12 protein-coding genes and 1 tRNA gene are annotated in these 15,314 nt (G+C 43.9%); all 13 read right to left on the bottom strand.

All coding sequences use genetic code 11. The features are described from left to right. Positions 1 to 17: 17 nt before the first annotated feature. The 13 genes from KTR07_RS20960 to KTR07_RS20905 all read right to left on the bottom strand — a co-directional run bounded on the left by KTR07_RS20960 (position 18) and on the right by KTR07_RS20905 (position 15,219). Positions 18 to 99: transfer RNA gene (locus KTR07_RS20960), tRNA-Leu, on the bottom strand. A 72-nt stretch (positions 100 to 171) separates the two neighbouring features. Further along, positions 172 to 1,194, bottom strand: a complete 1,023-nt coding sequence (locus KTR07_RS20955) for a S41 family peptidase (RefSeq protein ID WP_217315498.1) — start codon at positions 1,192 to 1,194, stop codon at positions 172 to 174. A 48-nt stretch (positions 1,195 to 1,242) separates the two neighbouring features. Continuing rightward, on the bottom strand, positions 1,243 to 2,103 hold the full coding sequence (locus tag KTR07_RS20950) for a DUF3316 domain-containing protein (protein ID WP_008762529.1): 861 nt from the start codon (positions 2,101 to 2,103) through the stop codon (positions 1,243 to 1,245). A gap of 38 nt (positions 2,104 to 2,141) precedes the next feature. Continuing rightward, the gene (locus KTR07_RS20945) at positions 2,142 to 4,787 is read right to left on the bottom strand and encodes a DNA gyrase/topoisomerase IV subunit A (RefSeq protein ID WP_008767115.1); all 2,646 of its coding nucleotides are present in this window, start codon (positions 4,785 to 4,787) and stop codon (positions 2,142 to 2,144) included. An 874-nt stretch (positions 4,788 to 5,661) separates the two neighbouring features. Continuing rightward, on the bottom strand, positions 5,662 to 7,005 hold the full coding sequence (locus KTR07_RS20940) for a Gfo/Idh/MocA family protein (RefSeq protein ID WP_008767114.1): 1,344 nt from the start codon (positions 7,003 to 7,005) through the stop codon (positions 5,662 to 5,664). An 87-nt stretch (positions 7,006 to 7,092) separates the two neighbouring features. Beyond that, positions 7,093 to 7,332 carry a hypothetical protein gene (locus KTR07_RS28820; protein WP_008767113.1) on the bottom strand — a complete coding sequence of 80 codons (240 nt, stop codon included), beginning with the start codon at positions 7,330 to 7,332 and terminating at the stop codon, positions 7,093 to 7,095. A 3-nt stretch (positions 7,333 to 7,335) separates the two neighbouring features. Further along, positions 7,336 to 8,661 carry a Gfo/Idh/MocA family protein gene (locus KTR07_RS20935; protein WP_008767112.1) on the bottom strand — a complete coding sequence of 442 codons (1,326 nt, stop codon included), beginning with the start codon at positions 8,659 to 8,661 and terminating at the stop codon, positions 7,336 to 7,338. 3 nt (positions 8,662 to 8,664) lie between these two features. Beyond that, complete coding sequence (locus KTR07_RS20930; protein ID WP_008767111.1) at positions 8,665 to 9,435, bottom strand: FAD:protein FMN transferase; 771 nt, start codon at positions 9,433 to 9,435, stop codon at positions 8,665 to 8,667. A gap of 55 nt (positions 9,436 to 9,490) precedes the next feature. Beyond that, positions 9,491 to 10,897 carry a putative oxidoreductase C-terminal domain-containing protein gene (locus KTR07_RS20925; RefSeq protein ID WP_117981108.1) on the bottom strand — a complete coding sequence of 469 codons (1,407 nt, stop codon included), beginning with the start codon at positions 10,895 to 10,897 and terminating at the stop codon, positions 9,491 to 9,493. Positions 10,898 to 10,906: 9 nt separating this feature from the next. Further along, a complete protein-coding gene (locus tag KTR07_RS20920) occupies positions 10,907 to 11,911 on the bottom strand; it encodes a Gfo/Idh/MocA family protein (protein ID WP_103878000.1) in 1,005 nt (334 codons plus the stop codon). Between the two features lie 6 nt (positions 11,912 to 11,917). Next, positions 11,918 to 12,703 (bottom strand): glucosamine-6-phosphate deaminase, encoded by a 786-nt coding sequence (locus KTR07_RS20915; RefSeq protein ID WP_103877999.1) that lies wholly within the window; start codon positions 12,701 to 12,703, stop codon positions 11,918 to 11,920. After that, positions 12,684 to 13,871, bottom strand: coding sequence for an N-acetylglucosamine-6-phosphate deacetylase (nagA, locus tag KTR07_RS20910; protein WP_103877998.1), 1,188 nt, complete (start codon positions 13,869 to 13,871; stop codon positions 12,684 to 12,686). The genes KTR07_RS20915 and nagA overlap by 20 nt, the downstream gene beginning before the upstream one ends. A gap of 31 nt (positions 13,872 to 13,902) precedes the next feature. Next, positions 13,903 to 15,219 carry a sugar MFS transporter gene (locus KTR07_RS20905; protein ID WP_062695798.1) on the bottom strand — a complete coding sequence of 439 codons (1,317 nt, stop codon included), beginning with the start codon at positions 15,217 to 15,219 and terminating at the stop codon, positions 13,903 to 13,905. Between the last annotated feature and the right edge of the window lie 95 nt (positions 15,220 to 15,314).

Below are 15,314 nucleotides of genomic sequence, written 5' to 3'. Positions count from 1 at the left end.
TAGTTTATATAAATGTGTGCGGATGATAGGACTCGAACCTACACGCCTCACGGCACCAGATCCTAAGTCTGGCGCGGCTACCAATTACGCCACATCCGCATGCGTCGCTTTTTGTTTAGCGGTGCAAAGATAGGAAGATTTTCTGATTTGACAAATAATTAGGCAACAAAGTTACTCACTTAAGATTTCAAAAGCCTTTTCAATCAGTGTGTCCCTATGTTTAGATTGGTCATCCTCAGTCATATCGATAGCTATATCAGGCAAAATACCTTCTTCCAGCGGCTGCATATTTTTGTCGAAATGAGGACTGGCGGAGAAGCGGATGCTCCATCCGTTCGGCAGTTCCGATGTGAAAGGAAGTCCCGAACCGCCACCTGTCTGGTCACCGACCTGGATGATCTTGCCATTGTCTATGCTGCGCATCAGATTGACGAAATCATTGGTTGCACTGTAGCAACGGCGGTTGGTCAGTATAACGACTTTCTTCTGCCAGCGGATGCTGTTGGAAGGTTCCAGGTAGATCGGTTCCGGTTGGGAAAAGTCACTATGTCCTGTTCCCGTTTTATGCTGTATGAATCCGGTCAGGATTTTACTATTGGTAAATCGGGCGGCAATGCGGGAAGAATTAGTCAGATTACCTCCTCCGTTGTCGCGTACATCGATAATCAGTCCGTTGCAGGTTGCCAGATAGACAAGGATTTCATCCAGATTGCCATCGCCGACCCCGGAACTGAAACTTTCGTAGCGGATATATCCGATATTATTGTCGAATATTTTGTACTTCATCCCCGCCGATGTATAGTAGTCCTTGCTGGCACTGCCCAGGTAATACTGGTAAAGAATATCCTCCCGATAATTCCACGGATACCCCTGATACCATGCGTCGTAATAAGAGACACGCTTGGCAGATGAAAGATTGACATGACCGTCTTTCAGGATATAGAGCATCTCGCAGAGTTTATCGAAAAGGTCGTCATTGGACATACCCGGTACAATCAGTTTGCTGTATTTCTCATGAACCGCATCCCAGTCAATACCTTTCGAGTCCAGAAAGCAATACCGTTCGTCAATGATCTTCCATAGTTGCTCGAAGTTTCCTACGGGATCATCAGCGTAATCATCTTCTCCGATGCACCCCGTCTGTATCGGGAGGCAGCAGAGCAGTAAAAGTAGTTGTATAATTCTATTTCTCATTCTTAATCTTTCAGTTCTTGTCCATAAATTCTCCACTCTCCACTTCTCCTAGTACGCCCTCACCGACGGAGGCAGATTCGCTCCTTTTTTGTTGGAAACCCGATACAGGTCTTTCACAAATCCTACCATAAATACATGAGAGTAGGTATGTGTCTTGATTCCGTTAACATTGGATTGTTGCAAGTCTGCCAGATAACTGAAACGCATCTTGGTATATCCTATCGGCAGATCGACAGAAAGCATCTGACGGAGAGACGGTTGATTGTGGAGAGAGGTAAATTGGATAACTCCGCTGGAGTTGCCCAGTGAGAAGATTTCGTAATAAGACTGTCCGTAGTGCGGTGAGAACATAAGTCCGATCATCGGCACGTTGACCTGATAGCGGAGTACCATCGGATAGCGCTTGATTTTCAAATGCCAGATAGCCATTCCCGAAGCGTCCAGATTGACGTATGCCCGGGCAGAAGCCGGATTGTTCGAATTGCGGAGATTGTAGACAAATCCTCCGTTGACGTCAAACAGTCCTCCTGCCAGTAACTTGAAGTTCTCGGTGAGGCGGAACTGGTAATGGAGGCCATAGTTCCAGTTGACGAGTCCGGAGAAGGTATTGTTGTTGTCTGCGCGGTTGTGTGTATAGCCGACGTCTGCCTGAAAGAAGTTCTGCACAGAAACATTCCCGTCGAACAACTTTGTCATCCGGATCGTCTCGCGGGAAATACGGAAATCTATTCCTTTATATTCCTGAGGCGAAAGATAGGTGTCGAACACATTGGTAAATCCGACTCCGTACATGGTGGCACGTGTTACGTAGCGATGTGCTTGCAGACTGTCGGTCTGCGCCTGTAATCTTGTGCAGAGGGCGAACAGGAGGTATCCTGTCAGCCCTAAGTATAATAAGTTTTTCTTCATTGGCACATTGGGTATTTTTTACCGCATGTATACATTAGCTAAAACAGCTTCATCTGTCCCGTAATCTCATCGATGATGTCCCCTTCGCTCTTATCGCTGTCCGGGTCCAGATTTTCCGGTTCTTCTTCCGGTTGTTCCGGTTGTTCGTTAGTCGGTTCCGGGAAACGGGTCGGTTCAAGCTCGTTGATGGTATCCACCGTATAGGTAGTGATACGCTTTCCTTTTGCCTTGAAGCCTTTGACTGCGATAAATTCTTCCGCGTCAATCACCATCGCTTCACGGAAACTGTCGTGCCCACCGAATATGACTTCCAGACGAGGATAGTACTCATCAGTCAGCAGGATCAGACGGGTATTCTTGTTGTCTCCCAGATAGTTCTGCTTGCGGTTGGAGCCTTCAAAACAGAAACGTTTCAGATACGGATAGTTCTGTTGGTCGGCGTCATAAAGCGCGGCAGTCCATATCTTGTTCGGGTCGAACTTCTCGACGATGCTGACATTATCTTCGTAGTGGTTGCTCAAATCGAAATTAGTGGTGTAGAACTCGCCATTGTTGAGCACTACCAGAATGGTGTCGTCGCTTTGGAATTCTCCCAGATATTCACCCCGTCCGTCGTAGTTGAGTCGCAGGATATCGCGGTCAAACCAAACTTTTCGTCCTCCGAGGGTAGAGCCTCCTTTCTGTTTCAAGGTAATCTTATGCACTGGCAGTCGGGTGAGGATCACTCCCTGTGCCTGACGTCCCTTGATGCTGATTTCACTGAAATCACGTTCGAAGATGATGCGTCTTACACGCGGGTTCGGCTTTAATGTCACTTTGATGATTTCGGCCTCTCCGTTCGGGTTGGCGCTGAAATAAGTGATGCGTGAGTCCGGTGTTCCTTGCGTGACATCGTATTCACGGTCGCGAACCACACCTGTCACGGCAAAACGTTTGATATACGTCGTTCCTTCTTTGCCGTCCCGGTAAGTGATATTGTAGATGGTGCGTTTGTCATTCTTCTTGAAGACATTGACGTAAAGTATGTTTTTGCCCACAAACTTCTTGTCGGCTACCGGAGTGACGATATATTTACCATCCCGGAAGAAGACGATCACGTCATCGATATCCGAACAGTTGGCTACGAATTCGTCCTTCTTCAGTGCTGTTCCGATAAATCCTTCATCGCGGTTGATGTAGAGTTTCTCGTTGGCCTCTACCACTTTGGCGGCTTCGATGGTGTCGAAGTTGCGCAGTTCGGTACGGCGCGGGAAGTTCTTTCCGTATTTGTTTTTCAGCATCTGATACCAGTTTACGGTATAGTCTACGATGTGAGCGAGGTGATCGTCGATTTCGGCAATCTCTTCTTTCATACGGGCGATCAGTTCATCAGCTTTGTCGGTGTTGAACTTCAGGATGCGTCCCATCTTGATTTCCATCAGTTTGAGAATATCCTCTTTGGTCACTTCACGGATAAAGCTCGGGTAGAAAGGAGTCAGGCGGTCGTCGATATGTGCGCACGCGGCGTCCATGTCTTTGGATTGCTCGAACTCTTTGTCCTTATAGATGCGTTCTTCGATAAATATCTTTTCGAGGGAAGCGAAATGGAGTGATTCCAGTATTTCCCCTTTCTTGATTTCCAGTTCCTGTTTCAGCAGTCCCAGTGTGTTGTCTGCCGACTTTTTCAGTACCTTGCTGACGGTGAGGAAGTGAGGCTTGCTGTCATCAATCACACAGCAGTTGGGTGAGATGCTTACCTCGCAGTCGGTAAAGGCGTACAGCGCGTCGATCGTTTTGTCCGATGAAGTTCCGGGTGCCAGGTGTACCAGTATCTCTACGTTGGCGGCTGTGTTGTCGTCTACTTTGCGTATCTTGATTTTTCCTTTGTCAACAGCTTTCAGGATGGAGTCGATGACGGTAGAGGTGGTCTTACCATACGGAATCTCCGTGATGGCGAGTGTCTTGTTGTCCAGCTTGTTGATCTTGGCGCGTACTTTTACCGCTCCGCCGCGTTCTCCGTCATTGTATTTGGCTACGTCGATGGAACCGCCTGTCTGGAAGTCGGGATATAGCTGAAACGATTCTCCACGCAGATAGCTGATGGAGGCGTCGCAAAGTTCATTGAAGTTGTGAGGTAATATCTTGGATGAAAGTCCGACGGCGATACCTTCCACTCCCTGTGCCAGCAATAGCGGGAACTTCACGGGGAGGGTGACCGGTTCCTTGTTTCTGCCGTCGTAAGACAGCTTCCATTCGGTCGTCTTTGGATTGAATACGATATCCAGCGCAAACTTGGAAAGGCGTGCCTCGATATAACGGGGAGCTGCCGCACCGTCACCGGTGAGTATATTACCCCAGTTACCCTGACAGTCTATCAGCAGGTCTTTCTGCCCCAGCTGTACCAGTGCATCGCCGATAGAAGCATCACCGTGCGGATGGAACTGCATGGTGTGTCCCACAATATTTGCCACTTTGTTATACCGCCCGTCGTCCAGACGTTTCATGGAATGTAGAATACGTCGTTGTACAGGCTTCAAACCGTCATTGATGTGGGGAACGGCACGTTCCAGAATCACATAAGAAGCATAGTCCAGAAACCAATTCTGGTACATGCCTGTTAACTGATGCTTTACGTTTTCGTCCCGCGCGTCCGCCGGTTTGTAGTCTGAATGTCCTTCCGTTATCTCGTTGATTTCGTCACTCATATATCAATCTTCGCTTTGCTTTAACAACAAATTTTCTTCTATCCATCAAAAAAGGAGGATGTGCACGCAAAAATACGAAATAAATTCAATATGAGGACGAAAAGAACTCACGTTTTTTATGATGCTGACAGCTTCAGTAATCCTTTGTTTTCTTGTGTAAACTTCCCGAAGACTTGACAAAGCCCTTTTTATGTTGTATATTTGTAGTCGGCTATCCAGCTTTAATTAAAACCTGAACCAATGAAAAAAGAATTGTTTTTTGCTGCATCTGATAGGAAGTATATGCCTTTAATTTGGTATGATATACTGACAATATAAAGAACGGAAGTCTGAAAAAACAGACTCTGTGAGACTCATTTATCATTGATGGGCTGCGAACTCTTAGCGGGTTTGCAGCCTTTTTTGTTGCATAAAATTAAAGATTAATCTTTGAAAAGGGGAATTTGAGTTTATAATAAACTGGGGGGACGTTTATAATAAACGATGCAGGAATTTATTAGAAACGTTTGTCTGGTTTATAAATAAAAGGTTGAAGTTTTTCATGGGAGCTTGGTCGGGGTGTTGCAGTATCTCTGCCACGGATGTGCTTATATGGTGAAATATGATAACATAAACTCTGTTCGCTTTATGATACAAAGAAGGAGCGTGTGTCAGAGTCAATAGTAACAAAATTCTCCTCCTTCAGGAAGGAGGAGTCCCCGTAGGGGGAGGTGGTAGGTGAATACATAAACTATTGATATTCAATTGTACAGTACACCTACCACCCCGGCTTTCAGCCACCCTTCCTTCCCGAAGGAGGGGAGTTTAGTTACTTTTGACATACCCTCCAACAAAACTATAACCTAATGAAAAAACGAGGAAGAGAAGGGCGGGGTTATACCCGTATTTCCCAACCTTTTTCGTATTCTCTGCCCCAGAGCTTGTTAGCTTCCAGATCATTCAGAATACGTCCGCTTCCCGGATCAATATCTAAAGAATGACCTACACGCTGCGCGATATTGCCTAACTGTACTAACTGAGTACTGATGCAGGCATCTACAATGCCGGAATTCAGCTTACCACCTTTGCGGATGGCGTCAAACCAGTTTTCGAAGTGATAAGCATCCAGCTTTTCCGATGGATTTAGCAAATTACCAGTTTCAAACTTCAAGTTACTTTTTACATCTTTGATTACTTTCCCTTGTAAGTCTGTTATTTTGTACTCATTGCCTCCACTGATGAAAAGGGTGCCTGTTTCTCCGTAGAAAGCGGTACCTACTCCGTATCCGTCTACCGGTGTGCTGTTGCAACTACGCCCTTCCCAAGAGCAGGATGCTTCGTCGCCGAACTGGAAAGTGATGAGTTGTGTATCCGGAGTTTGCCAGTCGTCCTGAAAGCGATAACGTCCTCCGACAGAATCTACCTTTGTCGGATAATCAACGCCCAGCCCCCAACGGAGGATATCAACGAAATGAGTTCCGTTATTCAATGCTTCACCGGTACCCCAGTTCCAGAACCAGTGCCAGTTATAATGAATATAATTGTCTTTAAAATTGGGTACCCGTGGTGCAGGACCTTGCCATAAATCCCAGTCCAGATAGTCGGGTACAGGAACCACTTTTCCTGTGCCTATGGAAGGACGGTTGTTGACATACCAGGACTTGGCATATCTCACTTTCCCGATTGCCCCAGACTTAATCTCTTCTATTGCTTTGATAACGTTCGGCCACGAACGGCGCTGGTTGCCGACTTGGACAATCCGGTTATATTTAAGCGTCGCCCTGACTAACATTTCATTCTCTGCCGGATTGTGGCTGGTCGGTTTCTCCAGATAAACATGCTTTCCTGCTTGCATAGCCATAATGGCTGCTTTGGCATGCCAGTGGTCAGGCGTGGCAATGACTACTGCCTCAAAATCATCCGATTCCAGCATTTTGCGGATATCTTTTTCTCCTTTAGGAGTGCGTCCGCTTATTTTATGAATATCTGCCTGACATCTTTCAAGTGCTCTTGAATCAACATCACAAAGGTAAGTAACTTCACAACCTTTCATCTTGGCAAATCCTTGTGCCAAGGCATTACCTCTGGAGTTTACACCAATGACTCCGATTCGTATTTTTTCGTTCGCACCCAGGATTTCCTGATAACTATTTGAACCGAAGCCGGGAATAATGCTTCCCAAGGAAAGGGCGGCCGTGCCTGCAACTGTTTTTTTGATAAAATCTCTTCTTGTTGTCATAGTGTTTATTTTTCCTCAAAGTTAAGCCGTTATTAACTGATATCAGACTTCTTTTCCGTCAATCAATCTTCAAAAAACGTAAAGCTGTTACTTCTTTTTTCGAAGGAGATGACGTAACCCGATAATGAGTATACGCGGAATCCATAGTATGAAATAGATGAAAAAACTGATAACGAGCACATACCCCAGTTGAGTGAATATTTCAATCCACGGACGTGTATAGACAAGGATTGCAATAATATTGATTGCAAAAGAGAGAAGAAAGCATATCAGATAAATGTTTCTTTCCCTTTTAATTTTTTGGGAGGTGATGATGATATCTTTCATAATTTAAAATTTCATATATGGTATTTTATATTCGTCGGGGAAAAGGATATGTCGCTCTTCCTCCATTGCTTGATTGCCAAGCAGGCAAAGTACGGTGGAGCAATAGGCTTCTTCTACCACATTTTGTGCTTTTTCTCCAGTGATACATGATTGGCAGAAAGAAGAGAGAATGATATCGGAACCATCTTTGTCGGCTCCGATCATGCTCAGCCCGTTGTTGACGTTAATGTCTCCTTCAATAACAAAATGTGGCGTGTATTCCATTTTTGTTTCCGGTCTCCAACTGGGTCCGGCTGTCGGGATAGCAGCGAATACTTTATCCTTAACCTGTCCGATAAGTTGCCGGATGCCCGATGTTGAATGGTCCTCTTCCAGATAATAGATACCTTTTGCCATTTCCATAGTACCTTTGTGCCCGAGGATCTGGTCTTCCATACCGTTGAACTTATTGGAAATCAACGATTCGTAGGCAATCTTGGTTCCGTCGGAGTATCGGTAAGTCACATTTACGCTATCGTATACTTCGCGACCGTCTTTCCAGTAGACGATGTCTCCCATACCGATGATGCTTACCGGCATTCTTTTAGCTGCCCAGTTGCATACTTCCAGTTGGTGACAGGCCAGTTCGGTCATTAATCCGCCTGAGCTTTCTTTGTACAATCGCCAGTTGATTTGATGTTCCAGTTCCGGTGAGGGGACGGGACGGCGCCAGTCTGCATTTCTGAACCAATGGCAGCGCATTCCTACCACATCTCCGATGAGTCCGGAATGAATCATTTGCATTCCTTTGATATACTTCTCGTCATACATGCGCTGCATACAGAAGTAGAGAACCTGGTTGGTCGTTTGATAGGCATCATATATAGCTTTGCATTCGTCTAAAGTCCGTGCCATGGCTTTTTCACAGAATACGTGTTTGCCGGCTGCCAGGGCATCCAGTACAATGGGAGCATGCCAGTTCAACGGAGTAGAGATAATTACGCCGTCAATATCTGCCGATTCCAAAAGCTTCCGGTAGTCAGTGTATGCTTTGGCACCCGGACATAACTCTACTGCTTGTTGGAGGTTAGGAGCATAATTGTCACAAACGGCAACAATCCGGGCATGGGGAATCTCTTTTAGATTGTGGATATGATACTGTCCCCTGGAACCAGTACCGATCAAAGCGATCCGGGCTTTCTCGTTGCGGATTTCTTTAAGTTTTTCGGGTGTGCAGGAAGACAGCCAGGGTGTGCTTGCCAGCAGTGCAGTTCCTCCTGCGATATATCCCAGACTTTTGATGAATTGTCTGAGATTCAAATCGACTCCTTTTTCTATTTTGTTTCTCATATTTTATAGAGTATATATAGTTCCTTTTATATGTTTGAAGTTCTCGTTGATCTGTTCCCGTTGTTGGTCGTCGGCAATCATCCAGACTGTACTGAGTATTTCTGCATCCAGCGGATTGTCTGATAAGATACTCGTAACTTTTTTTTGTTCGTTGTAGATTCCTGTAAGCGGATTTATAATATGTCCGGTGTACTGTTCCGTATTCCCGGAAGTGGACAACGTATTGTCAGTAAGGCAGAATTCGTCAAGAGTTTGTTGAGTGTAAGGATTCTGCAAACTGACTTTCCAGCAGTCTCCATAAGGATGGTGTCCTATTCCCATAATCGAACTGTTGCCAAAATCGACGAAAGCATTCTCTATATTTCCCCGCAAGAGGATTTCTTGAATCTTTTTTAAGGCGTATCCCTTCGCGAAACCTCCAAAATCAAGTGTTACGGAAAAGTTGCTAAAAGAGATATGGTGATTGCCGTGAATTTGTATTTGTGAGAAATCGTTTAATGTGATGTCGAAAAGATGAAGAGTCTTTTCATAATAATATTGGCATGACCGTAGGATATCTTCCAATTCCGCACTGACAGAAACTGAATCTTGTTGTGTATGGCTGTTTAGCTTTGATACTTCACTTGTGGCATCAAATCGATTCAACATCTTATCCAACCTTTCTAACTCGTCGGTAATATGTGCCCAAAGCATGTTTAGTAGGGGAAGGTTGGAGTGAATCATCAGGATATCAAGACGTGTCCCCATAACATGAGGAATGAATCCATGAAACATGGATTCATCTGCATAATATTTTATTTCACTTCTTAACACGTGTCTGCGGCCTTTCTTATTTCTCTTTCTTTGCCAGCTCTACAGCTGTAGTGGTGATATAATATTTAGATATTGTATTCTCGTTTTCCCATTCCGGCATATTTTTATCATGCAAATAGCCAAGGAATGCTTCTGCTACTTTACTGAAGTGAGCTTCATGTCCCAGTCTGTCCGCCTGTGGAATATCAATCAGATAAAGTCCTTCATTCATTTTTTTGACGGATAGGAACGGATAGGTCGCTTGCAGTTGTTTGATTGCCTTTTGCAACTGGCTCTCAAATTCAGAGTGATCAGAGCCTGCGGCTCTTTGGATGTAGAGTTGTTTCACAAAACCACTTTCTTTGTCCTGAATTGTTTTCAATGTAGCCTTACTTCCTTTCTTAAGGGAGGTAAAAGTGTCGCCGCCATCACTTGGAGGTGTGTAATTCCAGATAACCTTCATGCCTATATGAATCCCCTTTACGGTGTAATTTAGGCTACCATTCGCTAAAACCTCCAGCACATTATTCTTGATATATTTGTTTAAGAAGGCGGGGAAGGTGTCAGCCTGCGTCGACTGCGAAAATTCAGGTAATGTAATGCGGGTAGGCCAGTGTCTGGCTTCCAATACTTCTACATCTGACTGATAACGGATGGTTTCGTTGGGGAAACATTGCCAGTTGACCAAATCGATAAGGTGAGTGGTTACATCCGCAATGCCTTCTCCTTGTTGTTCTGTGTCATAATACCATACCGGACGAATCAGTGGCTTGCCTGATACATTCTTAAAGAAATGATGAACACTTTCCATAGAAACAGACGGATCATTCAAAGACCCTTTTTGCAATTCACCAAAAAGATCCGGATTGTTCAGCAATGCTTTTTCGATGATATTCAGGATGTCATATCGTTCAGTCATCAAGTCGTAAAGGAGCAAATTCCTTTCCTGTGCCAATTGATATGCTTGAATCAATAAGCCGAAATCCTTCTTGTTAATGGCCAGAGGCTTGTCGGAAAGCACATTGTATCCTGCTTTGATAGCTTCCAGAATATAGTTTGTTTTTTTCTGGTTGTTTCCGGCAAGCACGACTACATCTCCTTGACGGTCGGAAAGCATCCTGGAAAGATAATCGCCCCCAATATATATTTCTTCTTTCCAGGATGTGGGATTCTCCGCCCGTTGATTATAACTATTTATGTCGTTCAGATATTGTTTGACTTCCGCTCCTTCGGGAGCATATACCCGAATTGTGTCGTTCACTGAGGCCAGCGGATTCTTTTGCAACAGACTGGCATGAAAATGTCCTGGGTCGAGGACCACTAATTTTACGTTTGGGTTCATATCTTTGTCATGGTTGTTGTTTGCCTGCTTTTTGGAAAAAGAACAGGAAGCAACTATTAATGAGATGGTCAGAATCCCGATGTGTCTGTATGTGTACCTCATGTGCTATCTTTATTTGTAGGTTTTAATTAGCTTCTGTGCATCTTTCAGCCCTTCTCGGTATGCTTCTTCCATGCTGACTATTCTTCCATTCTGTTCTTTGCTCATATTGGAAGCTTTCATAAAAGTGAATATCTCAATTGTTTCTTCTTTGGAGATCGGAGCAACTCCGGTCTTGAAAAAAGTGAGTATTTGATCGAGTAATACTTTGTAACCTTCATATCCTCCCGCTGCGATTGCACCTTTTGGAGTGTAAGCTGTGCCGCCATAAATGGCCGGACCTTCTTTGATTCCTCTGAAAGTGCCTATCCGTCCGTCTTTCCAACGACCTACCACTACATCAGCATCTTTGGAAGACATACGGTTGACTGACTCGCAACCCGTTCCCATAAGAGTATATAGTGTTTCTACTCCGTGAATGCCATAAAAACCGAAGTCGGGATGAGTCGGTTCTACCTTGTGCGGAGAGTAACAGTCCGCTCCCAGAATTTTACCAAACTCTTCGTTTCTCAGTTTTTGGTTTTGTGGAGAATATCTGAGTGCAGAAGAAGAAAAGATAGGAACCTTGTATTTCTCCGCCATTTCGTAAATGGCAATAGCTTGTCCCAATGTCGCTCCAATAGGCTTGTCGATATAGCATATTTTCTCGGATTTGAATACTTCCATAGCTTGTTCAAGGTGGATTCTACCATCGTTTGTTTCAAGCATGACACAATCTACCTTGTCAAGCAATTCTGCTATGGAAGATGTAATCTCCACACCATGTTTCTTGACCTCTTCTATATATCCGGGAATTCGTTCGTAACTGGACTGGATAGTCTTTGAACCATAAGGGTAAGCTGCTACGACTTCGAACTCCTTGACAAACTTATCGTCAGAGTCTCCGTTCAGTAGCTCGGTGAAAGCTGTAGAATGGGAAGTATCGAGTCCGATAATTCCTATTTTAATTACATCCTGTGCATACAGTCTGAAGCTGACAGACAAGAAAGCAAGGAGGATAAATAAGATATTTTTCATATGTATTTATAAGTTTATTCGTTCTGCACTTTCAGGATCCAAATATAAACAAGAATTTTCTTTTTTGCGTAATATACTGGCCGGACATTTTTCGGAAATTTCTCCATAAAGGGTATTATATACTGCATTGGCTTTATTTTTAAAAGGTACAATGCAGAACATCCAGTCTGCTTTTAATAAGGCTGGAATGGTAAGAGTCAGTGCTTTGGCAGGGACAAGGTCGAATGTCTCAAAGCATTTTTCATTCACTTGTTGCTGGCGACATATCGGGTCGAGTTCTACTACTTTAACTAATTGGGAGTCATTGAAATTGGCTACATCCGGATCATTGAATGCAATATGACCGTTTTCTCCAATTCCCAGACAGACAATATCGACTGGATGGCGAAGCAGCAATTCGGAATAACGTTTGCATTCTTCTTCAAGGTTTTCTGCTTGTCCGTTCAAGTAGTTTACAGTCTTGAACGGGACTTTGTCGAAGATACGCTGCCGGAGAAAATTTCCGAAACTCTGTGGAGCTTCCGCATGAATACCGATATATTCATCCATGTGGAAAGCGTTGATTCTGGTCCAGTCAATCTGTTTACTGTGAATCAGATGACTTAAAAATTCATTTTGTGAAGGGGCTGCTGCAAAAATCATATTGATTTCAGCCTTTTCTTTTAGAAGTTCGCATATTTTGTTAGTAACTTCTGTTGCAGCACATTTTCCCATCTGTTGGATAGAAGGGAACATTTTGACTGTTAATAGATCTTGTTGAAACAGGTATGTTTCATTGATTGTAGATAACATGGCCTTCTGATATAGTTGTTGTTATGTTAATTTGATTGTCGAAAATGACGATGTCGGCATCTTTACCTTCCTCCAGAGAACCCTTCTGAGCATCCACATGCAGAATGCGGGCGGGGGTAAGGGTTATCATTCGGATAGCATCGATTAGGGGTATGCCGGCTATATTTATCATGGTTCTTACCAAACGATCGGCGGTAGCTACGCTTCCGGCGAATGCCGAACGGTCGGGAAGCTTGGCTACTCCATCTTCAATAATAACTTTCTGACCGTTGGTCAGGCTGCCCAATATGGATTCACCGTCCGGCATTCCCGCACCTCGCATGGCATCTGTGCAAAGTGCTGTTTTATCGGCCCCCTTGAACTTATATACAAATTGTAGTAAAGGTTTGGGCAGATGAATGCCGTCCGCAATGATTTCTACTGTCATATCATCAATCAGATAGGCTGCCTCTACTACACCTGCATAGCGATAGGCATTTCTACGGGTGATGGTTGACATAGCTGAATATAAATGAGTGATATGGGTATATCCTGCTTCGTATGCTTTTACCACTTCTTCATAAATGGCATCGGTATGTGCGATAGATGGGAGGATGTGACAACTTTTGAGCTTTTCCCCCAGTTCGACTGCTCCTGCCAGTTCCGGCGCAATGCTCCATCGTACAATATCTTGTGAGGCTTCCAGTATTGCGTTATATTCATCCGGCCGGGGCGTTTTCAAATGGTTGGGGTCTTGTGCTCCGCACTGCTTAGGTGAGAAATAAGGACCTTCCAGATGCAGCCCGATAAATTGGGCCCCTTTTTTATTAAGGCTTTTGGCTTTTTGATAAACGGCAAAGGTAGTCATTAGCTCTTCGTTTGTGCTGGTCAGTGTCGTAGGTACCATGGCTGTTGTTCCATATTTGGCATGAGTTTCTGCTACTCCCAGAAAAGCTTCTACGGTTCCATCCATAAAGTCGTGACCTCCGCCACCGTGAATATGTATATCGATAAATCCTGGGGAGACATATTGTTGGTTGGCATCTATGATCCGGTCGTCAGCTTGAGGAATATATGCTTCGGACGATACAATATGTTCTATCTTACCATTCCGGCAAACCATTGTTTTATTGGTTTCAATGCCGGTAGGGAGTATTAGCTTCCCATTGATAATAATTAGTCTTTCCATTTTTTTTATTTTTAATGTCTTACGTTTAATCCTATCTCCAGGAATTGATTTTATGCCCTTTGATGGCAAAGAACACCAGATAGATAAAACAAGGAATAAGTACCCAGTAACCGATACGCAAACTGTACTGATCGGCAAAGTGACCATATACCAAAGGTAAGATGGCATTGCCGCATAATCCCATAATCAGCAGAGAGGAACCGGTTTTGGTGAATTTGCCTAATCCATGAATGGAAAGAGGCCATATTCCTGCATAGATAAGAGCGTTGGGAAAACCTAAAGCATTCAGGAAGAAGATGGAGGCATTGGCTTGATGACCGAACAATGTCATATCAAAGTCTGCCCATACCACTCCGAATGAGAGAGCCAAACCTAGTAATGTACACCCTATTAGTGCATTTTTCTGAGAAATGTATTTGGGGATAAGGATGATACCAAGTATATATCCTATCATTGTGCATCCCAGTGTGTAAGAAGGGAATACTTTTGCTTCCAGCAAATCCATTCCCATAGAGTTGGCGTAATTGATTATAGTGTCAATGGCTATAACCTGTGTGCCTACATGAAAGAAAATGGCCAATGCACCTAATATAAGGTATGGAAAGTCGAGAATGCTTTTTTTGCCAGTATGTTTATTGTCCTGTTCATCAGTGGCATTCTGCTCGTCAGTATTTATTTCCGGTAATACGGAGTAGCGGATGCCGATACCTGTCAACAGTAAGATAATGCCTAGAATGCTGTATGGGATAATGACACGTTGTATCAATTCATTGAGCATGGCGTTCTTTGTTGCTTCGTCCAGCGCACCGGATTCAATCAATGCAAAGAGTTCACTGTCGTTTGCTTTCAGAATAAGGGCAGCGAATATGAGCGGGGAGATAATTCCTGCCACTTTATTGCAGATTCCCATGATGCTGATACGTCGTGCTGCACTATCTATCGGACCGATAATGGTGACATAGGGATTGGCGGCTGTCTGCAAAATAGCCAGGCCGGTGCCAATAGAAAACAAGCCGATGAGAAATATCTCAAATTGACGTGCCAAAGCCGCCGGGACAAAGATAAAAGCTCCCAAAGCAGTCAGCATAAAGCCATACATGATTCCTTTTTTAAATCCTACTTTCTTTAATAGAATGCCCGAAGGAATGGCCATGACAAAGTATGCTATATAGAAAGCAAAGGCTACAAAATAGGATTCAAAATGGGTAAGCTCGCAAGAAATACGGAAGTATGGAATCAGTATGGAATTGACCCATGATACGAATCCGAATATAAAAAACATACCGGCTAGAATAGCCAGGGATATATAATAAGTTTTTTTTCTTGCCGAAGGTTGATTGTTTCCCATAAATTGGTCTTTTATAGTATGTACTTATGTAATTGATTAAACAAAGTTACTACAAAAAAGTGAAATGCGGAAAGTTATAGTGATAGAATTGAGTT

It is taken from the genome of Bacteroides sp. MSK.20.82, assembly GCF_019052485.1.
Classification (GTDB): Bacteria; Bacteroidota; Bacteroidia; order Bacteroidales; family Bacteroidaceae; genus Bacteroides; species Bacteroides thetaiotaomicron.
This window is presented reverse-complemented; position numbering and strand designations above follow the sequence as displayed.